Annotated in this window: 16 protein-coding genes and 1 pseudogene; 2 read left to right on the forward strand and 15 right to left on the reverse strand. The window is 69.9% G+C overall.

From position 1 onward, the window contains the following. Positions 1-47 precede the first annotated feature (47 nt). The 14 genes from OHA84_RS36570 to OHA84_RS36635 form a co-directional block, all read right to left on the reverse strand. Entirely contained in the window at positions 48-1,424 is a 1,377-nt protein-coding gene (locus OHA84_RS36570; protein WP_266967163.1) for a nucleotide pyrophosphatase/phosphodiesterase family protein, read from the reverse strand. Further along, on the reverse strand, positions 1,421-2,632 hold the full coding sequence (eboE, locus tag OHA84_RS36575) for a metabolite traffic protein EboE (protein WP_266967161.1): 1,212 nt from the start codon (positions 2,630-2,632) through the stop codon (positions 1,421-1,423). Before eboE ends, OHA84_RS36570 begins: the two co-directional genes overlap by 4 nt. Further along, a complete protein-coding gene (locus tag OHA84_RS36580) occupies positions 2,632-3,489 on the reverse strand; it encodes a TatD family hydrolase (protein WP_266967159.1) in 858 nt (285 codons plus the stop codon). Before OHA84_RS36580 ends, eboE begins: the two co-directional genes overlap by 1 nt. Next, a complete protein-coding gene (locus tag OHA84_RS36585) occupies positions 3,476-4,879 on the reverse strand; it encodes an EboA domain-containing protein (protein ID WP_323181792.1) in 1,404 nt (467 codons plus the stop codon). Before OHA84_RS36585 ends, OHA84_RS36580 begins: the two co-directional genes overlap by 14 nt. Then, positions 4,876-5,772: an SCO3242 family prenyltransferase gene (locus OHA84_RS36590; protein WP_266967157.1), complete on the reverse strand. Its 897-nt coding sequence runs from the start codon at positions 5,770-5,772 to the stop codon at positions 4,876-4,878. The genes OHA84_RS36585 and OHA84_RS36590 overlap by 4 nt, the downstream gene beginning before the upstream one ends. Beyond that, positions 5,769-6,953: an inositol-3-phosphate synthase gene (locus OHA84_RS36595; protein ID WP_266967155.1), complete on the reverse strand. Its 1,185-nt coding sequence runs from the start codon at positions 6,951-6,953 to the stop codon at positions 5,769-5,771. Before OHA84_RS36595 ends, OHA84_RS36590 begins: the two co-directional genes overlap by 4 nt. Next, positions 6,946-7,977 carry a sugar phosphate isomerase/epimerase gene (locus OHA84_RS36600; protein ID WP_266967153.1) on the reverse strand — a complete coding sequence of 344 codons (1,032 nt, stop codon included), beginning with the start codon at positions 7,975-7,977 and terminating at the stop codon, positions 6,946-6,948. The genes OHA84_RS36595 and OHA84_RS36600 overlap by 8 nt, the downstream gene beginning before the upstream one ends. Positions 7,978-8,110: 133 nt before the next feature. Beyond that, the gene (locus tag OHA84_RS36605; protein WP_266967151.1) at positions 8,111-11,641 is read right to left on the reverse strand and encodes a ThuA domain-containing protein; all 3,531 of its coding nucleotides are present in this window, start codon (positions 11,639-11,641) and stop codon (positions 8,111-8,113) included. A gap of 37 nt (positions 11,642-11,678) precedes the next feature. Next, positions 11,679-12,512: a sugar phosphate isomerase/epimerase gene (locus OHA84_RS36610; protein ID WP_266967149.1), complete on the reverse strand. Its 834-nt coding sequence runs from the start codon at positions 12,510-12,512 to the stop codon at positions 11,679-11,681. After that, complete coding sequence (locus OHA84_RS36615; RefSeq protein ID WP_266967147.1) at positions 12,513-13,721, reverse strand: substrate-binding domain-containing protein; 1,209 nt, start codon at positions 13,719-13,721, stop codon at positions 12,513-12,515. It abuts the gene before it with no gap. Between the two features lie 10 nt (positions 13,722-13,731). Continuing rightward, positions 13,732-14,670 carry an ABC transporter permease gene (locus OHA84_RS36620; protein ID WP_266967145.1) on the reverse strand — a complete coding sequence of 313 codons (939 nt, stop codon included), beginning with the start codon at positions 14,668-14,670 and terminating at the stop codon, positions 13,732-13,734. Continuing rightward, positions 14,667-15,656, reverse strand: coding sequence for an ABC transporter permease (locus OHA84_RS36625; protein WP_266967143.1), 990 nt, complete (start codon positions 15,654-15,656; stop codon positions 14,667-14,669). The genes OHA84_RS36620 and OHA84_RS36625 overlap by 4 nt, the downstream gene beginning before the upstream one ends. Beyond that, positions 15,653-17,089 (reverse strand): sugar ABC transporter ATP-binding protein, encoded by a 1,437-nt coding sequence (locus OHA84_RS36630; RefSeq protein WP_266967141.1) that lies wholly within the window; start codon positions 17,087-17,089, stop codon positions 15,653-15,655. Before OHA84_RS36630 ends, OHA84_RS36625 begins: the two co-directional genes overlap by 4 nt. After that, positions 17,083-18,174, reverse strand: coding sequence for a Gfo/Idh/MocA family protein (locus OHA84_RS36635; RefSeq protein ID WP_266967139.1), 1,092 nt, complete (start codon positions 18,172-18,174; stop codon positions 17,083-17,085). Before OHA84_RS36635 ends, OHA84_RS36630 begins: the two co-directional genes overlap by 7 nt. 110 nt (positions 18,175-18,284) lie before the next feature. On the opposite strand from OHA84_RS36635, the gene OHA84_RS36640 reads away from it, so the two are divergent. Both OHA84_RS36640 and OHA84_RS36645 read left to right on the forward strand, forming a co-directional pair. Beyond that, entirely contained in the window at positions 18,285-19,478 is a 1,194-nt protein-coding gene (locus tag OHA84_RS36640) for an ROK family protein (protein WP_266967137.1), read from the forward strand. Positions 19,479-19,752: 274 nt separating this feature from the next. Then, positions 19,753-20,279, forward strand: a pseudogene (locus OHA84_RS36645) (IS5 family transposase); the annotation flags it as partial. 73 nt (positions 20,280-20,352) lie between these two features. On the opposite strand, the gene OHA84_RS36650 reads toward OHA84_RS36645, so the two are convergent. Next, positions 20,353-23,142 carry an alpha-L-fucosidase gene (locus OHA84_RS36650; RefSeq protein ID WP_266967136.1) on the reverse strand — a complete coding sequence of 930 codons (2,790 nt, stop codon included), beginning with the start codon at positions 23,140-23,142 and terminating at the stop codon, positions 20,353-20,355. Positions 23,143-23,222: the final 80 nt, after the last annotated feature.

Consider the following 23,222-nt stretch of genomic DNA (forward strand, 5'->3'; position numbering starts at 1 on the left):
GTGTACGAAGGGGCGCGGATCGCGCGACGGCTCTCGGAGCAGCGTGGTCAGTCCGTCGTGGTGTGCTCCAGGCAGGCGAGCAGGAACTCCTTGACCTCGGTGGCGTGTATGCGTTCCCGGGCGCCCGTGGGGCTGGAGCACAGCAGGACGGGGCCGTCGTGGGGGTCGTCCGGGAGTCGGCCGTGGCTGCCGCGGACGCAGGACGGGTCGGTGGGCACGACGGACATGGCGGTCCGTACGCCCAGCTTGAGCTTGGCCACGGTCATGGCGGCCCTGGCCATGACCAGTGGATCGGCCGGGTCGAAGAACAGCTCGGCCGGGTCGTAGCCCGGCTTGCGGTGGATCTCGACCCCGCGGGCGAAATCCGGGGCCCGCTCGTCGTCCAGCCAGTAGTAGTAGGTGAACCAGCTGTCGGAGGAGGCGACGGCGACGAGTTCACCGGCTCGCGCGTGCCGCAGCCCGGCCTTCTTCTGGTCCTCGCGGTCCAGGACCTGGTCGATTCCCTCGGTCCTCAGCAGCACCTCCCGGACGTGTGACAGGTCCTCGGGGTCGGCGACGTACACATGGGACACCTGGTGGTCGGGGGTCGCGAAGGCGCGGGAGGTCCAGGGGTCGAGGTACTCCATCCCCTGCTGCGTGTACACGTTCAGCAGGCCCTCGCGGCGCAGGGCCCGGTTGATGTCGACGGGACGCCGTACCTCGGTGATGCCGTACTCGCTCAGCACCACGACCGTGCTGCCCCGCACCGCCAGGGATTCCAGGAGAGGCGCCAGGACGGTGTCGAGTTCACCGGCCGCGGCCCGCGCCTGGGGGGAGTTCGGGCCGTGGCGCTGGAGGTCGTAGTCGAGGTGGGGGAGGTAGATGAGGGTGAGGTCCGGGTCGTGGTCGGCGAGGACGCGCCGGGTGGCGTCGGCGATCCATCGGGAGGAGGCGATGCCGGCTTTCGGTCCCCAGTAGTCGAACAGCGGGAACGGACCGAACTCGGTCGTGAGGCTGTCGCGCAACCCTGCCGGGACCGTGTAGCAGTCGGGGGATTTGCGTCCGTCGTAGTGGTATACGGGTCGCGGGGTGACGGTGATGTCGACATCCGCCCCCATGGCGTACCACCAGCAGATGTTGGCGACTTTCAGGCCGGGGCGGGTGCGTCGGGCGGTCTGCCAGACCTTCTCGCCCTGGACGAGGGCGTTGTGCTGGCGCCAGAAGGCGACCTCGCCCATGTCGCGGTCGTACCAGCCGTTGCCGACGACACCGTGTTCGGCGGGCATCCGCCCGGTCAGGAAGGTGGACTGGACCGTGCAGGTGACCGCGGGCAGAACCGTGTCCAGTCGGGCGGTGAAACCCGATGCGGCGACGGCTCGCAGGCGGGGCATGTGGGCGAGCATGCGCGGGGTGAGCCCTACGACGTCCAGGACGACGACACTCATCGGGCACTCCGGTTCCATTCGGGCGAGCGGTCCCGCTCGGGTTCGGGGTTCGGCGCGGACAGTCCGAGCCCGAGCAGTTCGCGACGCGTCCAGGCGAGTTCGGCGGCGATCCCGTCGGCGAGACCGGCGCTGTCGAGCGGGGGCTCGGGCAACACCGACCAGGTGTAGGTCTCCGTCTCGAAGTGCCGGGTGACGGGGTGGTCGGCGCGCAGCAGCGCGGCCAGCGCACCGCGGAGGACGGACCGGGTCGATGTCAGCGGGGGCACCGGGTCGGCGTGTACGGGGATGTGGAAGTGGGTGCGCCAGGGGCTGCCGTCACCGAGCGCCGCGGGTCCGGTGAACGCCTCCGGCAGGTCGTCCGTTCCGGTGGCGGGCCGTCCCGCCCGGCGCGTCTGATGGAGGAAACGGGGTTCGGCGAAGGCCGCGAGTGCCGCGCGCGTGCCCGCGTTCGCCGGGTCCTCGGCGTGCAGGGCGCAGGAGATCTGCGCCTTGACCACGGGGATGCCGGCTCCGGCCAGGCGGTTCACGGCCTCCTCCGGTGTCTCGAAGGCCACGGCGAGGTGGCAGATGTCCAGACAGAGGCCGAAGTGGTGGGGGTCGAGGTCCGACAGGTGTCGTACCGCGTCCGTGGTCGTCTCCACGAGACATCCCGGTTCCGGTTCGAACGCGACCCGGACGGTCCGGCCCGTCCGTCGGCCGATCTCGCCGAGTTCGGCTCCCAGAAGGCGTATCTGGCGTGCCGCCATGTCGGAGTGGTGCGGACGCCAATCGGCACTCCATCCGAACGGGAGCGTGGAGATGCTGCCCTCCGCGACGTCGTCCGGCAGGAGCCTGGCGAGCACACGGGCCAGGTTCGCGGTGTAGCGGCGCCGGTCCGGCGAAGTCCAGTCCGGCCGGTACACGGCGTGCTTGACGACGGGCCGGTGGAAGCCCTCGTACGGGAAGCCGTTGAGGGTGACGACCTCAAGGCCCCGCGCGGTGAGTTCGGCCCGCAGCCTCCGTGTCAGGCCGGCTTCGGCGGCCAGGGCGGCGGCCACCGGGTGGGCGAGCCACAGTCCGATGCCCAGGACCGGTTCTTCCAGGCGTTCGCGCACGGGCAGGGCGTAGGTGTCGAGCTGGGCGAGGATGCCGTCCAGGTCCTCGGCTGGATGCACGTTGGTGCAGTAACCGACGTGGACGAGTTCCCCACCGGGATGGCGCAGGCGCATCAGTTGCCGCCCCTGCGGATCGAGTTGCCGGCGAACACGGCCTCGCCCGAAGGGAGGTCGACGTCGTCCAGGACGAGCCTGCCGCTCTGCCCGTAGAACTCGACCGGGTTGCGCCAGAACACCTGGTCCACGTCGTCCTCGGTGAATCCGGCTTCGAGCATGGCGAGGGCGGTCGCGTGGGTGCGCAGCGGATCGCTGTGGCCCCAGTCGGCGGCCGAGTTCACCAGGACGCGGCGGGTGCCGTGCTCCTTGAGGAGGGCCACCATCCGGTCCGGGTCCATCTTGGTGTCCGGGTAGATCGAGAAGCCCATCCAGCATCCGGACGCGGCGACGACGGGGGCGGTGACCTCGTTCAGGTGGTCGACGGCGACCAGGGCGGGGTCGATGCCGTCGGCGCGGACGATCTCCAGGGTACGGGCGGTGCCGGCGGCCTTGTCGCGGTGCGGGGTGTGAACGAGGGCGGGCAGGCCGTGTTCGCGGGCGAGAGCCAGCTGCACGGTGAAGGCGTGCTCCTCGGCGTCGGTCATCGAGTCGAAGCCGATCTCGCCGACGGCGACGACGTTGTCCTTCACCAGGTACCGGGGCAGGTCGTGGAGGACGGGCAGGCAGCGGGGGTCGTTGGCCTCCTTCGGGTTGAGCGCGATCGCGCAGAAGTGTCGGACGCTGTACTGGGCGGCGCGGTACGGCTCCCAGCCCAGGAGCGTGTCGAAGTAGTCGTGGAAGCTTGCGGGGGAGGTGCGCGGCTGACCGAGCCAGAAGGCGGGCTCGACGAGAGCCCGGACTCCGGCGGCACGCATGGCCCGGTAGTCGTCGGTGGTGCGGGAGGTCATGTGGATGTGGGGGTCAAAGATGCGCATGTTGCTCTCCGGTGTCGTGGAGGTCGAGCTGGGTCAGCAGGTCGTCGGGGACCGGCCGCCCGGCGGCAAGGCGCTCGGCGGCGAAGGCCCGGAACATGCGGACGAGTTCGGGGTCGGTACGCCGGGCCAGACCCGCGATGGTGGCCAGCGGGATGTTCATGAAAACGCATTTCAGGACGGCTTGGCGCCAGGCGGGCGGGTCGAGGTACCGGGCCGCGTACGGCCCGACGGCGGCCGTCACCAGGCGGATGTCGTTGGTGCGCAGGGCGTCGGCGATCAGCGGCAGCGCTGCGGGGCCGACTGCGCCGTCTTGGTCGAGGAGCGGAAGGGCACGGAGCACCGCGAGCCGCTCGGCCGTGTCCCCTTGCCGGTACAGCTCTTCCAGGGCCGCTGCCCGCTCCGGGGCGGAACCGGGCAGGGCCTGCAGCAGTTGGGCGCGCACGGCCTCCCCGGCCTCGGCGCCCGTGTGGCGGGCCGCGACAGGGAACAGCGCGGTCAGGGAACGCGGGTCGGCACGCACGCGCCGGACCGCGTCGGCCGTCCAGGGGTGCGCCGAGGCGGCGCGCAGGGCGTCGAGCGAGCGGGCGGCCGTCTGCGGACCGCCGTGCCCGTGGCGCGGCAGCTCGACGGAGACTAATCCTCGGTAGCCGACCTCGGACAGCGCGGCCAGGACCGGGGGGAAGTCGATCTCACCCTGCCCGAACTCCAGGTGCTCGTGGACGCCTCGGCACATGTCCTCGATCTGTACGTTGACCAGCCAGGGCGCCGCCCGCCGTACGCACTCAGCCGGCGGGAAGGGTTCCAGGCACTGGCAGTGTCCGATGTCCAGGGTCAGGCCGAAGGCGTCCGGATGCCCGAGGGTCTCGCGCAGGTGCTCGTAGCCGTCGAGGTCCGCCACCAGCATCCCCGGCTCCGGTTCGAAACCGAGCCGGACACCGACGAGACCGGCGGTTTCCACGACTGCCGCGCAGCCCTCCGCCAGGTGCCGGAACGCCTCGTCGTGGCTCATCCCGGGCTCGGGGACGCCGCTCCAGAAGGACAGCGCCTCGGCCTCCAGGTCGGCGGCGATCCCCGCGGCCCTCCGCAGGAAGCCGAGCCTGCGGGCGCGTCCCTCCGGCTCGCTGTCGACGAGAGTGGGGGCGTGCTTGCGCCACGGGTCGAGGAGGTAGCGCCCTCCGGTTTCGATCACGACGCCGAGGCCCAGGGCGGTGAGCCTGTGACGGGTCCTGGCGAGCCGGCGGCTCAGGCCCGGGGTGTACGGGTCCAGGTGGCCGCGGTCCAGGGTGAGGGCGACCCCGGTGTAGCCGAGGCCGGCGATCACCTCCAGAGCCTCGTCGAGGCGGTGGTCGCCGAGGCCGTTGGTGCCGTAGCCGAAACGCAGTGCGGTCATGTCGGGGACACCTTCCGAGACAGGCCTCGGGCCAGCGGGTAGACGGCCAGGAGGGAGAACGCGGCGCGGAGGGAGCCGCCGCGTGCGGTCAGCGCCGCCTGCAGCGGGATCATGGCGTGGATCCCGGCACCCACCGCGCGCTGCAGACGGGTGGCGTCGGGGCGGGCGGTTGCGGCCAGCTGGGCGGATCCTGCCGCCAGGACGTAGCCGCCGAGCAGCGCCGTCGAGGCGGCCCTGTGGGAGCGGGCGGCGGTCGGCGGGGCCAGCGCGGCGGCGACCAGGCCGACCGCTCCGGTGGCCGCCAGCGCGCCGGCCGGCAGTGAGGCGCTCGCGCCGAGGGTCTCCCTGCGGCTCACCACCGTGATCGCGTAGGTGTGCGCGGCGAGGAGGGCCGCCGGAGCCAGGGCGTGCCGGGACCGCCGGGCCCCCGCGCCCATGAGGACGTCGAGGCCGCGGGCCGCGGCCATCGCGGCGGGACCGTACGGGGTGTTCTTCAGGGTCAGGTCGTAGGCCCAGACGGTGGCCGCGAGCGGCACGGCGACTGCCAGGGTGTCCCGGCCTCCGGCCGCCGCCGCCGCGGTCAGACCCGCAACGGTGAGCGCGGTCGCGGTGGCGAGGGCGGCATGGGGGCTGATCCGGCCGGAAGGGAGCGGGCGGCCAGGGCGTTCTTCGGCATCAACCTCCCGGTCCGCGTAGTCGTTGAGTGCCATTCCCGCCCAGTACAGGCAGGTGGAGGCGATCGCAAGCCGCCCGGTTCGCCCCGCTGCGGCGGGCCGTCCGCTCGCGGCGGCGCCCGCGAGGGTGTCCCCCAGGACGGTGAGCGCGGCCGGGGCCCGTACGAGCTCCAGCACGGACCGGGACCATGCTGCGGCTGCGGCTGCGGCCCCGGTCACCTTCCTTCTCCGTCGTACCAGGCACGCAGAGCCTCGAACTGGGTGACCAGGCGGTGCTCGGGCGCTGAGCCGTCCGCCCGGACGGGGTCCTTGAAGAAGAAGGCAAGCTGTTCCTGCGGCCCGACGGCCCCCTGCTCTCTGGCTCGGGCCAGGAAACGGGCCAGGTCGAGGACGAGTGGCGCGGCGAGCGCCGAGTCGACGCCCTGCCAGGTGAACTGGAGGGTCATGGCGGTGCCGAGGAACCCTTCGAACGCGATGTGGTCCCACGCAGTCTTCAGCTCACCCATGCTCGGCACGTAGTCGATGTGGGTGAGGCCCTCCACCTGGTCACCGAGCATGGCTGTCAGGCCGCTGCGCTTGGAGGTGTTCTTGCTGAGGGCCGCTTCGGGGTCGGCGAGGGTCGCGCCGTCCCCTCCGCCGAGCAGGTTCGTGCCCGACCAGGAGCGCACCCGCAGCGCGCGGTGGGCGAACATCGGTCCGAGGGCCGTGCGGACCAGGGTCTCGCCGGTCTTCCCGTCGCTGCCCGCGTACGGCAGTCCTCGCAGCTCGGCGAGTTCCCGCAGCGCGGGAATGCGAATGCCCGGCGAGGGCGTGAACTCCACGAATCCGCAGTCGGCCCGCAGGGCCGCGTACGCGTACAGCGAGCTGGCGGGGAGGACGTCGGGGGCGTGGGCCAGGGCCTCCTCCAGGGCGGAGAGGCTCTCGTGGGCGGGGTGGGGAACAGCCGGGGGTTCGGTTGAGGAGACGTCGACGACCACGACCTGGTCGAGACCGTGCCGGTCGCGGAACGAGGCGATGTCCTCGGTGAGGGCTTCGGCCGTCTCCCGCTGGGGCCGGTCCGGGTCCGTACCGACTCCCGGCCGGATCTCCCGGTCGGCGGCCTGGAGCGCCGGCTCGACAGCGGGGAGGAGGGACGGCGGGAACACGCCGCAGGCGGCGAGCTGCTCGGCCCGCTTGGGCAGCGGGGTGTAGGTCACGTCGTGGCCGCCGAAGACCAGCCGGTCGAGCGCGGGCAGCCCGGCGGCCGCGAAGTCGTCCAGCTCGGACACCATGCCGACGGGAGGGACGAGTACGGCTCCCACCGCGGCGGCGCCGACGACGGCGGTGGTCGCCACGGAGCCCCGGGCGCCGATGAACCACACACCGGTCCGACCGGATTCACGCGAGGGATTGTCATTCATGGTCGGTCCCTTCCTTCGGGGAGGGGGTGGCGAACGCAGAGTCGAAGGACGCGGCGGGGGGCCTCGTCCCGGCGAGACGGCGGATGAAGCCGACCGCTTCGGCGGCGCCGTCCAGGCGGTCCATCCCGGCGTCCTCCCACTCGATGGACACCGGGCCGTCGTAGCCGATGGAGTTCAGTGCCCGGAAGCAGTCCTCCCAGGGCACGTCCCCGCGGCCGGTGGAGACGAAGTCCCAGCCGCGGCGGAGGTCGCCCCAGGGCAGGTGGGAGGAGAGCCGGCCGCGACGGCCGTCGCCGACCCGCACGCGGGTGTCCTTACAGTCGACGTGGTAGATCCGGTCCGCGAACTCCAGGATGAAGTTCGCGGGGTCGATGTCCTGCCAGACCATGTGCGACGGGTCCCAGTTCAGGCCGAAGGAGGACCGGTTACCGATGGCGTCGAGGGTCCGCCGTGTGGTCCAGTAGTCATAGGCGATCTCGCTCGGGTGGACCTCCAAGGCGAAACGGACGCCCTGCTCCTCGAAGACGTCGAGGACGGGGTTCCACCGGTCGGCGAAGTCTCGGTAGCCGGCGTCGATCATGCCGGGAGTGGCCGGCGGGAACATCGCGACGGTGTGCCAAATCGAGGAGCCGGTGAAGCCGACGACGGTGTCGACGCCGAGCAGCGCCGCGGCCCTTGCGGTGTCGGCCATCTCGCGCGCCGCGTTGCGGCGAACCGTCTCGGGGTCGTCGGACCACAGGCGCGCCGGCAGGATGGCGCGGTGCCGCTCGTCGATCGGGTCGTCGCAGACGGCCTGGCCGACGAGGTGGTTGGAGATCGCCCACACCCGGAGTCCGTGCCGGTCGAGGATCTCTCGCTTCCGGCGTACGTAGTCGGGTTCGGCGAGTGCGCGGTCGACTTCGAAGTGGTCGCCCCAGCAGGCGATCTCCAGGCCGTCGTAGCCCCATCCGGCGGCCAGTCGGCAGACCTCGTCGAACGGCAGGTCGGCCCACTGCCCGGTGAAGAGAGTGATCGGTCGTCTCATGGTGTGTCCACCTCTGACGTCGAGAGCGGGTGCGGGGACGAAGAGTTCAAGGAATAAGGAATGCAACGAACGAGGCTGCTGTGGGGCCTGGTGCCCGCCCGCGGTCAGGGGCGGGCACCGGTGGTCGGAGGGGCTAGACCTGGCCGAACCTCCACTTCTGGTTGGCCGCGGCGGTGCTGCAGGTCGCGTGGGTCAGCTGGATGTCGTCAGCGGTGGAGGCCTGGGGCACGGTCAGGCACTTTCCGCTGAGGAGCGAGACGATCCGGTAGGCACCGAGCCCGGCCGGCTGGAGCTTCCACTTCTGGTCCGACGCACCCGCCACGCACGTCCACTGCTGGACGTTGACGTTGCTCTTGGAAAGCAGGTCCAGACACTTGGAGCTGTGCTGCGCGGTGAGGGTGAAGCTACCGCTGCCCACATCGGTCAGCCGCCACCTCTGGTTGCTGCCGCCGTTGTCCGTGTACTGGATGACGGCCGCTCCGTCTGCAGTCGACGCGGAGCGCACGTCCATCCGCTTCCCGCTGTGCTCGCTCGTCACGGTGTAGGTGTTACCGCTCGTCGGGACGGGCGTCCCGGTCCCGGGTGCGTTGAAGGTGATCGCGTCGAGGTCGAAGGAGTCCGCCGACGGTGCCTTGAAGACCGCGTACACGGTCTGGGTTCCGGCGGTGTCGGTGACCGCGACGGGGGTGAGGTCGACGTAGTTGTCCCAGCCGCCGGTGGACGGGACGGGGCTGGTGGCGATGAGCGTGCCGGTCGGCGAGCCGGCCCGGAGTTCGATCGAGGCGCCGGTGCTGGAGGGGGCGGAGACCCGGAAGGTAGCCGACTCGACTCCGGTCAGGTTCAGGGGCTTGAACGCGATCCAGTCGCCGTCTGAGATGTCTCCGATGCGCTTGCCGTTCTGGGCACCGCTCTGGTCGATGACCCGGATGCCGGACTGGGCGGTGAAGTACTCGGCCTGCTTGTGGCGCGGCTGGAGGGTCGCGCTCGTGGTGCCCTTCAGACCGCCGTTGTCGGTGTAGTCGGCCGACAGCACGAAGTAGGTATTCGCGGTGGCGTCGTGGCCGGAGGCGCTGGTGGTGATGGACCCGCTGCACCCGGTGTACTGGCCGGTGTCGTGGCTGTGGCTGTCGTGGCCGAGCGCCGCGGTCACCACGACCTTTGAGCAGTCGATGGTGCCGTCTTCCGGATCGTTCACGGCGATCTGGTAGTTGATGGTGTCGCCGTAGGAGAAGACGCGGCCGTTGCCCGGGGTGGTGAAGGTGACCTTCGGCCGGGTGTTGCCGACGACGATGGGCATGTTGGTGGTGCCCGTCTTGCCTGCGGCGTCCGTGACTGTCAGGCGAGCGGTGTAGTTGCCGTTGGCGGTGTAGGTGTGCGCGGGGTTCGGGCCCGTGCCCGTGGATCCGTCACCGAAGTCCCAGGTGTAGGTGAGCACGTCGCCGGCGTCCGGGTCGGCGGAGCCGGTGGAGGAGAAGGCGACGTCCAGCGGGGCCTGTCCGCTGTCGGGAGTGGCGCTCGCCTTGGCCAGCGGTGCGCGGTTGCCGGCGACGTAGTCGATCCGGTAGATGCCGTCGTCGGTGTTGGAGTGCCCGTAGCCGTTGCCCCATTCGGCGAGGTACATCGCGCCGTCCGGGCCGAACTTCATGTCGATCGGCGCGCGCAGGCCGAGCTGGGCGACGAACGGGTTGATCTTCAGGAGGTCGCCCGCGGAGTCGAGGCGGAACTCCTTCACGAAGTTGCGGCTCCACTCGTAGAAGAAGGGAGTCTTGTCGTAGTACGCGGGGAACTTGCGCTCGGAGGTGCTGGCCGCGTCGTAGTGGTAGAACGGGCCGCCCATCGGGGCCGCGCCGCCGGCGAGGTCGATCTCGGGGAACTCGGCGGAGGCGTGGTAGTCGTACCAGACCTGCGCGGGCTTGGCCGCGGGTAGCGTGGTCAGACCTGTGTTGTTCGGCGAGTTGTTGACCGGTGCCGCGCAGTTGAACTTGGCGCCGGAGGTGTCGGTGGCGAAGTTGTAGTCGTTGAAGGGGATGTTGTTACCGACGCAGTAGGGCCAGCCGTAGAATCCCGGCTGCTTGATCAGGTTCCACTCCACGGTGCCCTCGGGACCGCGGTTCGCGTTCTCCCCACCCGCGTCGGGCCCGTAGTCGGCGGCGGAGATCCAGCCGGTCTCCGGGTCGACCGCGAAGCGGAAGCTGTTGCGTAAGCCCATCGCGTAGATCTCGGGCCGCGTCTTGACGGTGCCCGGTGCGAACAGGTTGCCCGCGGGGATCGTGTACCCGCCAGCGGCCTTGGGGTGGACACGCAGGATCTTGCCGCGCAGGTCGTTGGTGTTGGCGGACGAGCGCTGGGCGTCGAACTTCTCGCGGCCCGCCCGCTCGTCGATCGGCGCGTAGCCGTCGGACGCGAACGGGTTGGTGTCGTCGCCGACACCGATGTAGAGGTTGCCGCCGGGCCCGAAGGCGAGGCTGCCGCCGGTGTGGCCCGGCTCGTCCGATCCTCGGTAGGCCGGGACCTCGATGACGGTCTTGGCGCTGGCCATGTCGAGCGTATCGTCGGCTTTGATGGTGAACCGGGTGACCCGGTTGATCTCGGCGGTGCCGGTGGGCGAGTGGTTGAGGTAGATCCACCGGTTGGTGGCGAAGTCCGGGTCGAGGGCCAGGCCGATGCCGCCGTCCTCACCACCGTCGTAGACGCTGAGCTGACCGGCGAGGTGCGTCTCGGGCACGCCGTCGTGCGTGTGGATGACGTTCACCTTGCCCGAGCGGGAGATGTAGAACACCTTGCCGTCGGAGGCCACGTCGAGCTGCATGGGCTGGTCGGGGGCGCCGTCCAGGGTCACTTTCTGGTAGCGGTCGGCGACCGTGCCGCCGCAGTCGCCCGCGGCCGCGCCCGCGGCCCACTTGAGACCGCCGAGCAGATGCTTCAGGAAATTCGGCTCCGAGTAGGCGGCCGCCTCGTGGCCCATCGCGGTGGCCCACACCTTGCCGCCCTCGGCGTTGCGGCACCAGGAGATCGGGTGGTCGGCACCCATCCTGGCGCCGCCTGCGTCGTAGGTGGTCTCATCCGCCGTGACCAGGACGTGCACGTCACCGCGCGCGTTCTTGTCGAAGTTGTACCACTCCTCAGACCGCACCCAGCGGTCCGGCAGCCCGGCGGTGGACGGGTGCACCTTGTCCGCCACCTTGGCCGTGCCCTGCACGATGCTGGAGTGCGCCGTCATGTGAGCGCCGGCCATGACGACGTCGTCCCACCAGGGGAACTCCGACTCGATGTTCATGTCGGTGGCGTTGTGGACCGCCACGATGCCGTGACCGCTGCGCACGTACGCCTGGGCGGCGGCGCGCTGGGCGTCGTTGTCCCAGACCATGCCCGAGGACTGGAGCATGACCACGGCGTCGTACGTGTTCAGGGTGGTGGTGTTGAAGACGCTCGAGTCGGCGCTCTCGTCCACCTGGATGCCGTTGGCGGCGCCCATCTGGTTGAAGGCCGCGATCGCCGCGTCCATGGAGCTGTGCCGGTAGGCGCCGGCCGCGGTCTTGGTGAACAGCAGGACCTTGTGATCGGCTTCCTCGGCCGCCTGGGCGAAAGCCCCGGGAACGAGGAGCGCGGTGAGCGCGCTGACGGTGAGTGCCGCCAACGCGCGGCTCGCTCTGGATATGTGCACTGGAATCTCCGTGATGAGGAGGGAAAGGTGCGGTACTTCAGAGGGTGCGGAGGAACGCGAGACCGCCCGTGGCGAGTTCGTCCTGACTCGCTGCGAGCGGGCGCCAGATGGAGGCCGCCGTCGCGATGGTGGTGTTGTCCGGTGTGAAGGACTCGATGACCAACGGCCCGGTGTAGTCCGTGTCCTTGACGGCCGCTGCGAACGCGGCCCAGTCGAAGTGGTCGGATCCGGGGGCGCCGCGGTCCGTGCCGCACACCTGGATGAGCGCGATACGGGCTCCTGCGTCCCGAATCGCCTGGGCGGGGCTCCTCTCTTCGATGTTGAGGTGGTAGGTGTCGAGTGCGAGGCCGCACTCGGCGGGGAGGGCATCGAGGGCCTGTTCGACGGTGTTGATCAGGCTGGTCTCGTACCGGTTGAGGGGTTCGACGCCGACACGTACGCCGCGCTCGCCCGCGTAGGCGAGGACGGGGCGCAGGTTCTCCCGCAGCTCGGCGAAGACGGAGCGCCGCTCGTCCGCGTCGAGCTTCCAGGTGCGCCCCACGGAGGCGTAGGCAGGACCGCTGATCGTCGGCGAGCCGACGGCGACCGCGACGTCGACGCAGTGCCGCAGGTAGTCCTGGGTGTCCCGGACCGTCTCGGGCGAGGCGGCGACCAGTTCCCGGCCGGGGGCCATGACGAGGACCACCGACGCGCCGAGTCCGTGCCCCCGCAGGAGGTCGGCCGTGCGTTCGGGGGACCAGTCGCCCGGGTTCTCGACCGGGAGCTCGACCGTGTCGAAGCCCCATCCGGCGATCCTCGGGACGAGCCGGGCGAGCGAGGTGTCGGTCGACGGCGAGTCCCAGACCCATGTGTTGACGCCGATCGAGGGCATCTACTTACCGCCCCAGTTCTGCGGGTAGCCCGCCATCTTCTCGCAGCCGCAGAGCGCGTAGTGCAGCGGCGGCATACCGGGCTTGAGGTAGGAGTCCAGCTTGTCCTGGGTGATGGCCGGCTGCGGCAGGTTCCAGACCTTCGGCACGCTCTCCCCCTTGAGGATTTTCAGCGCGGCGATGACCGAGGTGCGCCACTGGTAGGTCGGGTAGGTCGGGGCGATCGCGGTGAGCTTCGCGTCCTTCCACTTCTGCAGGAAGTCCTGCTGGTCCTCGCCGTTGAGGGGCGGGACGGGCAGGCCGGCGTCCTCGAACGCCTCGACGGCGGCGACTGAGGTGGCGCCGGCGTCCAGCCAGAGACCGTCGAGCTTGCCGTGGCGCTGGATGTAGTTGGTGACGATGCTCTTGGTCTTGGCGGCGTCACCGTCGGTGAACTCCACGCCGACGACGTCGAGTTCGCTCTTGTCGAACGCTTTCTTCGCGGCCGACCAGCGCGTCTCCAGGACGTCGACGCCGGGCAGGATACGCAGCGCGAGGATCTTTCCGCCGGGCTTGACCTTCTGGGTGAGGAACTCCGCGCCGTCCGCGCCGAAGGCGTAGCCGCCGATCGGCTTGATGAAGGTGACCGGGCAGTCCGTCCCGACGCCGCGGTCGAAGACGATGACCGGGACCTTCGGGCAGGCGCCCTTGACGGCCGGGGTGAGCGTGGCGGTGGTGTTGGGCGAGACGATCAGTGCGTCGCAGCCCTTCGCCGTCAGCTCGGCGATGTCGGAGATCTGCTTGTCGTCCTTGCCCTCGGCGTCCAGGACGGTGAATTCGGCGATCTCCTTGTGCGCGGCGACCTCGGCCTGCATGGTCTTCCAGCCCACCTGGCGCCAGGGGTTGTTGGTGGCGGCGTTGGAGAAGCAGAGGTGGTACGGGCCGGCCTTCTTGTACTTGGCCGTGTCGACCGGCTTGGGGTCGATGGCCTGCTCCCACGGCTTGTCGGCGGGACCGGTCGGCTGCTTGGTCCGCATGGCGAGCTGGGCCTCGTAGTCGGCCTGGTTGAAGAAGGACGACTGCTCGCCCGTCTTCTTCTGTCCGTCGGCGCTCTGGCCGGCGGACGCGGAGCCGGAAGGCGCGTCTCCGGGCAGGTCGCTGGAACAGCCGGTCAGCGCGACAAGGGCGGCCACTGCTGCGGTGGCGAGAAGGCGTCTCTGAATGTGCGACATGGTGCTTCCTCTATGCGGTGGTGGAGGCGGACTTGGCGCGCCGCGGGAACTGGACGGACCCGAGGGCAACGGCGACGATGAGGATGATTCCCTGCACGGTGAATTCGAGGGCGCCGGAGATCCCGTGCAGGTTGAGCAGGGTGAAGAGGGCTTGCAGGGTGAATGCGCCGGCGATGGCGGCCACGGCGGATCCGCGGCCTCCGCCGAGGACGACACCGCCGAGCACGACCGCGGTGATCGCCTGGAACTCCAGGCCCTCGCCGACCTTGGCGGACACGCCGGCGAATCCGCCGAGCAGGATGGCGCAGACCGCGGCCGACAGTCCGGACAGGACGAAGGCCATGGTCTTCACGCGCCGCACGCGCACCCCGGACAGGCCGGCGGCGACCGGGTTGTCACCCGCGGCCATCAGGGTGCGGCCGAAGTCGGAGCGCATGAGCGCGATGACGCCGGCGACGATGGCGGCGAGGACGAGTACCGACCACGGCACGGGCCCCAGGGTGCCGCGGCCGAACTGGCGGAACTCCTCCGACAGCGCGCCGCGCGGGGAGCCGCCGGTCCACAGGAAGACGGCGCCGGACAGGATCAGGAGCGAGCCCAGGGTCACGATGAAGGACGGCACCCTCAGCAATGTGGTCACCAGCCCGTTGACGGCACCGATGAGGGCGCCGAAGGCGAGCAGGAGCAGGATGACCGGCCAGGTGGCGCCGGAGTCCCCGTCGATCAGCCGGGCGGCGATCACCACTTCGGCGGTGACGAGCGAGCCGACGGAGAGGTCGAACTCGCCGGACACGATGACGAAGTACTGGCCGGCGGCGAGGATGGCCAGCGGCGCGGCCAGCTTGACGAAGGCCAGGAAGCCGTCCGGTTCAAGGAAAAAGGGGTTGGCGATCGCGATCGCCACGAGAAGGACGGCCAGCACGCCGAAGATGGGGAGATTGCGCTTCATCGTGCTCGCCTCCGGCGGGCGTAGATCGCCAGGGCGGCGACGAGGACGAGACCACGGACCACGTCCTTGGCGAAGGAATCGATCTCCAGCTGGTTGAAGACGCTGTCCAGGACGGCGAGGAGGAGTACGCCGCCGACCGTGCCCGCGACGCCGCCCTTGCCGCCCGCGAGGGCGGTGCCGCCGAGGACGACTGCCGCGATGGACTCCAGGTCGTAGCCGCCGTCGGTGCCGACGGTGGGCGCGCCGGCACCGAGCCTGGCCGCCAGCAGCAGACCGGCGATGCCCGCGGTCAGGGAGCAGAGGACGTGTGTGGCGACGATGACGCGGTCGGTCCGCACGCCGGAGAGGCGGGCCACCTCCGGGCCGCCGCCGACGGCGTAGATGCGGTAGCCGAGCGGGGTGCGGCGCAACAGGAACCAGGCCGACACCGCGATCGCCAGCCAGAGCAGTGCCGAGACGGGCACGGGTCCGACGCGGTCGTAGCCGAGGTGCTGGAAGGACTCGGGCACGCGGCCGGCGGGACCGTCGTAGCGGTACTCGAGGATGCCCTTGATGATGAGCGACACGCCGAGTGTCGCGATGAATGCGTGCACCTTCAGCGCGGTGATGGCAACCCCGTTGACGAGCCCCGTCAGCGCGCTGACGACGAGAACGGCGCCGATCGCCGGCAGCACGCCGTACTCGGCCATGGTCTCGGCGGCGACGAGTGAGCTCAGGCTCATCAGGAAGGCCACGGACAGGTCAAGCGACCCGGCGAGGATCGCGAGCGTCTGGCCGATCGCGACGATGCCGAGAGCGGCGGACCGCTGCTGGATCCCGACGATGTTGCTCTGGCTGAAGAACTGTCCTCCGTCGAAGGAGAACAGGACCCACGCCACGATGAGGATGACGCCCAGGGCCACGAAGACGGGCCTGGCAGGGCTGTCCGCGGCGAAGCCCCGCGAGGAGAACGCCTTCGCAGGAAGGGTCTGGAGCTGCTGGGTCATGACCCGGCCGCCAGGTGCATCACGGCTTCCTCCGAGGAGTCTGCGGGCAGGTGACCGGCGATGCGCCCGTCCCTCAGGACGACGACGCGGTCACTCATACCGATGAGTTCGGGGAGCTCGGAGGAGATCATCAGGACCGCCATGCCGTCCTCGGCGAGTTCCCGTACGAGCTCGTGGATGGCGGCCTTCGCCCCGACGTCGACGCCACGGGTGGGCTCGTCGAACAGGAGCACCTTCGGAGCCACCGTCAGCCACTTGGCGAGGACGACCTTCTGCTGATTGCCGCCGGAGAGGTACCGGACCTCCTTCTCGGGACTGGGCGGGGCCAGCCGTACCCGCTTGAGGAGGTCCAGGACCGAGGCCCCGGTGGTTCTGCGGCGGGTCCGGGCCACGAGGAGCGCGTTGTCGCGGACCGACTGGTGCAGGGCGAGTCCCTCGGCCTTGCGGTCCTCGGTGACGAGTCCGATGCCCGCGGCGATCCCGTCCCGGACCGAGCCCGGTCGCCGGGGCGTCATCTCGCCGCGGGTGAACGGTTCGGCCCCGAAGAGCGCCTTGGCGAGTTCGGTACGGCCGGCTCCCTGGAGTCCGGCCAGACCGACGATCTCCCCCGCACGCAGTTCCAGGTCGATCCCGTCAAGGACGGCGTTGCCGCCACCGCTCACCTTGAGCAGCACGTCCCCGGCAGGTCGCGTCGCGCGCGCCGGGTAGTACTCGGTGAGCTCGCGGCCCACCATCAGCCGGACGAGTCCTGCCGTGGTGAGTTCCTCGATCGGGAGGGTGGTGACCTTGGCCCCGTCCTTGAGCACGGTGACGCGGTCGGCGAGTTCGAAGATCTCCCGCAGGCGGTGCGAGATGTAGAGGACGGCGACACCGCGCTCGCTCAGTCGGCGGACCAGCCGATACAGCAGCTCGACCTCGCTCTCGGCCAGGGCGGCCGTCGGCTCGTCCATGACGACGATGCGGGCGTCCACCGAGAGGGCCTTGACGATCTCGACCACCTGCTGCTGTGCCACCGAGAGGCGGCGCACCAGATCGCGCGGGCCGAAGGAGCCCTCACCCAGCTCATCGAGGAGCTGCGTGGTGGCCGTCTCCATCGCCGCTCTGTCGACCAGGCCGAGGCGCTTCGGCTCGCGGCCGAGGAAGACGTTCTCGGCGACGGTCCGTTCGGGGAGGAGGGTGAGCTCCTGGTAGATGATCGCCACGCCCGCGTTCTGGGCGTCCGTCGGGTGCTTGAAGGTGACGGTCCGGCCGTCGAGGGTGATCGTTCCCTCGTCGGGCGTGTGCACCCCGGCGAGGATCTTCATCAGCGTCGACTTCCCGGCGCCGTTCTCGCCGATGAGGGCGTGCACCTCGCCGCGCTCCACGTCGAGATGGACGTCCGTCAGTACGCGAGCACCGGGGAAACTCTTGCCGATACCTCTCATGGTCAACACTCGACCCACCTCCCGTCCCGCGCCGAGCGGAGTGCGGCGTCCGTGAGCTGAGCGGCGCGGGCGCCGTCCTCGAAGGTCGGCAGCCCTTCGCGGACGTCCCCGCCGATCGCGGCGTAGGCGTCCGCCACGAAGGCGTCGAAGCAGTCGTGGAAGCCCTGCGGATGCCCGGCCGGCAGCGGCGAGTACCGCTTGGCCGCCTCCGACAGGCTCAGCGGGTCGCGTACGAGCGCCTGGGAGCCGCTCCGTCCGCCGAGCCACAGCTGCTCGGGGTTCTCCTGGTCGAAGGCGAGGCTTCCGGTGGCGGCGGACACCTCCAGGAAGAGGCGGTTCTTGCGACCCGGGGCGACCTGGCTGACGGCGACCGAGCCGAGGGCCCCGGAGGCGGTGGTGAACTGCACGGTGGCGAGGTCCTCGGTGAGGACAGGTCCCCCGCCCGCACGCTCGGGAACGACCACCGAGGTCTGTGCGCAGAGCTTGGTGATTCGGTCTCCCGTCACGAACTCGACGAGGTCGAACCAGTGCGAGCCGATGTCGCCGATCGTGCGTCCGGGACCGCCTTGTCGGGGATCCAGCCGCCAGTTGTCGTCGGTCGACTCAAGCAGCCAGTCCTGGAGGTAGCTGCCTTGGATCAGGCTGATGCGGCCGAGTGCGGTCAGCCGCTCCCTGGCCTCCCTGACCATCGGGTGGAAGCGGTAGGCGAAGGGGACGGCGGCCACCACCCCGGTGTCCTTGGCCCGTTCCGCCATGAGCCGAGCCGTCGGGGCCTCGGTTGCCAGTGGCTTCTCGCAGATTACGGCCAGACCGGCCTCCATCGCCTCGAGCGCGATGGGGGCGTGCAGATGGTTGGGGGTGCAGATGTGCAGGACGTCGATCAGGCCCGACGTGATCAGTTCGGTGACCGTCTCGAAGGCCTTCTCCGCGCCGAGCGCCTGGGCGCCTTCAGTGGCATTCGCCAGGTCCGCTCCCGCGACGCCCACCAAGCGGGCGCCGGCCTGTCGTGCGGCTCGGGCATGGATCCGGCCTATGAAACCGGTTCCTACGATGCCTAACCTGACTTCCGCTGACTGTCGTCGTATATCGAGCATGTTTCGGATCCTAGGGATGACTTATTCCGACCGTCAACCCTAAGTGTGACGAGAGTTATGATTAATGGGGTATGGATCAGCTGCAGCACCGACATGGATGGAGGCAGGACTTGACCACCGAACCGGCAGGCGCCGGCGCCCTTCTGGCGATCCTGCGCGACGGCCGCGCACGCACCCGCACCGAGCTGGTGCAGCTCACCGGCCTCGCCAGATCGACCGTGACCCAACGGCTCGACGTCCTGGCTGACCAGCGGTGGATCCGCCCGACGGAGGACGCGATCTTCTCCGGCGGCAGGCCCGCCACGGCCTTCTCCTTCAATTCCGGGGCACGGACGGTTCTCGCTGCCGACCTTGGCGCCACGCACGCGCGGATCGCCGTCACCGACCTGTCCACCCACGTACTCGCCGAACGCAGCCGCGACCTGCGCATCACCGAGGGCCCCGAGCACGTCCTGGGCTGGCTCGTCGACGAGTTCACGGATCTGCTGACCGAGGTCGGACGCACCCTCAGCGACGTGTGCGGGGTCGGTATCGGTCTCCCCGGACCCGTCGAGCACACATCGGGCCGGCCCGTGAACCCGCCGATCATGCCGGGCTGGGACGGCTTCGACGTTCCCGGCTGGCTCGCGCCCCGCCTCGGCGCACCCGTCCTGGTGGACAACGACGTCAACATCATGGCCCTCGGGGAACACTGGGCCGCCAGCCCCGAGGTCGAGCACCTTCTCTTCGTGAAGGTCGGCACCGGAATCGGTTGCGGCATCATCACGGAACACCGCCTCCACCGCGGCGCCCAGGGCTCGGCCGGCGACATCGGCCACATCCGGGTGGCGACGGCCGGGGACGAACCATGCCGCTGTGGAAACACTGGCTGCCTCGAAGCGGTCGCCGGCGGCGGCGCCCTCGCCGCACGCCTCCGGGAGTCGGGACTGCAGGCCGCGGACGGCCGGGACGTGGTGGCCCTGGTCCGGGCCGGAAACCCCGCCGCGATCCAGTTGATCCGCCAGGCGGGCCGGGACATCGGCGACGTCCTGGCCTCGCTGGTGAACTTCTTCAACCCCGGAGTGATCGTCATCGGCGGCGACATCTCGGAAGCCGGAGAGCACCTGCTCGCCGGGGTGCGCGAGGTCATCTACAGTCGCTCCCTCCCGCTGGCGACCCAGCACCTCTCCATCCGGGGACGGCAACTCGACGACCGCGCCGGCGTGATCGGAGCCGCCGTCATGGTCATCGAGCACACCCTCAGCCCCGCGGCGGTCGACCGGGCCATCGCGACCTCGGACCTGGGGGAGCCCACGTCTCCGTGAGCCGGGCGGGCACGGCGACGGACCTGCCCGCGAAGCGCGGCCGGCGCGCGGGAAGGGAAGAGTCTTCCCGATGCCCGCCGCGGCGGCCGGGACGACGGCGTCGGCCGCCACTGAGACGGGACCCGCGGGCGTCCCCTGACGGGCGTTGCGCACCACCACGGTTCGGGGCTGTCGGTGTGCGACATGGGGGGCGTCGAATCGCCGCTAGGCAGTGTCTGATGGCTCCTGCCCGGCATGGTGGATCTACCGCTGTTCCGGGCAAGAAGTCGTCATGGTGCGTCGGCATGAACTGACGAATGTTCAGTGGGATTACATAGCCCCGCTGCTGCCGGAGACCGGTCGCCCGGGTGGCCGGTGGGCCGATCACCGCACCGTGGTGAACGGGGTGCTCTACCGGACCCGCACCGGAATTCCCTGGCGTGACCTGCCCGAACGCTACGGAACCTGGCAGATCGTCTACGAACGCCACCGCCGCTGGTCGGCCGATGGCACCTGGTCGAGGATCCTGCGAGCGTTGCAGGCCGGCGCCGACTCCACCGCCCCGGACGGGGACGGCGCGTGGGCGGTCAACGTCGACGCCACCACCTGCCGGGCCCATCAGCACGCGGCTGGAGCAAGACACGCGCCCCCGGCCGACCACCCCGAAAAGGGGGTGGCACCCGTGTGGACGAAGATGGACGTGAGGCCCTGGGACGCTCCCGGGGCGGGCTGACCAGCAAGGTCCACCTCCTGGCGGATGACCGCTGCAGGCCCCTGGTCTGGCTGACTTCGCCCGGCCAGCGAGGGGACAGCCCGAGTGTGCCTGGCTGTTCCAGCGGCCCGTTCACTTCCGAGGGCTTCGTTCTCCTGTCCGTTGTCGACTAGCGGTCGGTGATCACGGTCCTGCCTTGTAGAGGCCGAACGTAGCGATGCTGATCGGGCCTCGGGCCTGGGTGATGCTGAGGCGGAACTTCTTTGCGGTGACGATCGACGACAGCGGCAGGATGCGTTTGGCGTTGATGCTGAGGGTCTGTTCGGTGGTCGGTACCTTGACCCAGTTTCCTGAGCTGTTCAGGTATTCCACGGTGAACGAGTCGACCTGCTGCCCCTTCCTGATCTCCTCGGCGATGATCACTCCGTCGACCTGTCGGGACGCACCCAGGTCAACGGTCAGCGTCGCGGGCGCGTTGCTGGGTGTGTCCCAGAACGTCTCGTAGCTGCCGTCGATCGCGTTTGCCGGCGTGGAGCCGGCGGCGGTCGCGCTCGCGGTCACGGTCTTCCCGGCCGCGAGGTTGGCCGGGTAGAGCCGCTGGATGTTGGCACGCCACTCGGCCAGGCGGTTCACGCCAAAAGAGGTGAACCTGCCCGTCTTGTCCGGCGGGATGTTCAGCAGGAGTACCGAATTCCGGCCGACCGACTCGTGGTAGATCTGGGTGAGGTTCTGGACGGACTTCACCTGACTGTCCTGGTTGGCCTTGTAGAACCACCCCGGCCGGATGCTGACGTCGGTCTCGGACGGGAACCAGGACAGGTGCTCCGCGCGTTTGCCAGCCGTGGCGAGCACGGCGCGGCTGCCCTGGTCGGCTGCGTAATAGCCCTCGATCGCGTAGTGCTGGACGGCGTTCGTGGTGGGCAGGGTCGACCACTCGTTCTGCCGGGCGAAACCGCTCTCGTTGCCGACCCAGCGGGCGTCGGGGCCGGCGACGGCGATCACTGCGGTCGGGGCGAGGGAGCGGATGAGGGAGTACCAGCTGTCGTAGTCGTAGTTCTCGACCTTGTTGGCCGGGATGTGGCCTGAGGCTCCGTCAAACCACACTTCGTCGATCTGGCCGTACTGGGTGAGCAGCTCGTAGAGCTGGTTGAGCATGTAGGAGCCGTAGTCGGTGGCCGGCAGGGTGAAGGTCCGCGGGTTGGTGCCCGCCCGGTTGTCCCCGGCGACCAGCGTGGGGATGGTGCGGTTGCTGCGGGCGCTGCCGTTGGCGTAGAGGCCCGTCCCGTTGGAGTAGGCGTTCTCGTCAGCCGGCGAGACGTAGATTCCCACCTTCAGGCCGTACTTGCGCATGGAGTCGGCGAATCGCTTCATGACGTCGCCGGTGCCGTTCTCCCAGTTGCTCGACCCCACATCGTGTGTGGAGTACCGGGAGTTGTAGAGGAGGAAGCCGTCGTGGTGCTTGACGGTCAGGATTCCCATGGCGAATCCGGCGTCCTTCAGCGACCTGGCCCACTGGTCGGTGTCGAGCGCGGTCGGGTTGAACAGGTCGGGATCCTCGTTGCCGTAGCCCCACTCGTTGCCGGTGTACGTGTTGACGCCGAAGTGGAGGAACACGATCTGGTCGTAGCGCTGCCAGGTGTACTGGCGGGGGTCGGGACGCACCTTGCTCGCCTTGGTCACCAGGCTGTCGAGGCACTCGTTGTACAGTACCGGGATCGTCCGGGCAGGCTGGATCACGGAGGTGTCGGTCACGCACGGCGCGGAGCTCATCAGGTACGAGGTGTTGAACGGCCCGGTGAACGTGCTGTAGGCGGCCTGCCGGACGGTGCCGACGAATCCCCGGCTGAGAGCGGTGGGGTGCACGTCGTTGCCCACGCCGACGTCCGCCACCGCGCTCGCGAGGCGCCACGCGCCACCGGTGGTCGAGGTGGCGCTGCCTGCCAGGGTCCCGTCGACGAACGCACGGGCGATCGCTCCGCTCGCCGTGCGCTCGTAAACCAGGGCGACGGAGTGCTCGACCCCTGACGACGGCGCGGGCACCACGGCGCTCCTCTTGACGCCGGCGGGGTCGGCGAACCCGAACTCGAGGTGGGTCGCGTCCGAGTAGCGCACGAACAGGTTTCCACCCGCTGAGAGCAGGGTTTCCAGGGAGGCCGGGGCCGATCCCGCGCTGCGCGTGTACTTCGCTTCCAGTACCAGGTTGGTATCGATCGTCGAACCGGTGAAGGCGCCGGACGACGGCGTGAACGACAACCCCTGTGACCCGCCTGCCAGTTGCACACCCGCCGCGCCGATCGTCTCGCCACCGCTGCGCCGGGCCAGTGTTCCGTTGACCACGTCCCCGGTCGCACCGGTGTAGGTGTTGCCCGTGGCGAAGGACCCCTCCATGCCGGATCTCAGATACCTCGCGCTGGACGCGGGGAGGTCGGTGGCGGGAATCGCGCCGCTGTACGTGCTGTACGCCACGGAGGTGATCGTGCCTCTGAGCCCCCGGCCGGTTCCGGTGGGGTGTACCTCGGTGCCGACGTCGGCGACGGAACCCGTCCGTACCGCGGGGGCGGTCGAGGTGAGGGTTCCGACGGCCGCGCCGTCGAGGAAGGCCCGCATGACCGTGCCGGTGGAGGTGCGTTCGTACGCGAGGCCGACGTTGTGCGCGGTTCCAGCCGACGGGGCCGGCGTGACAACGCGCTTGATGCCCTCCGTGGCGCCGGCCCAGTAGCCGAACTCGAGGTGGGTCGCGTCCGAGTAGCGCACGAACATGTTGCCGCCCACAGCGAGGACGGTGGTGAGCGGGGTCTGGGTCGCACCGGAGGCGGGGATGTAGGCGGCTTCCAGGATCAGGTTGATGTCCACCGTCGAGCCGCTCAGCGCACCGGTGTACGGCTGGAAGTACGCTCCCTGGTTTCCACCGGCCAGCTTGAGTCCGGAGTGCCGGATGACGGGGCGAAGCCGGCCACCATGCCTATCGAACACCCTCTCAGCTTGTTCTTTCTCTTCTGACCTCGACGCCGAAGGTTGGGCGGGCAGCCGCGTGACCGTTGATCTGTGACGCG

It is taken from the genome of Streptomyces sp. NBC_00513, assembly GCF_041431415.1.
Classification (GTDB): domain Bacteria; phylum Actinomycetota; class Actinomycetes; order Streptomycetales; family Streptomycetaceae; genus Streptomyces.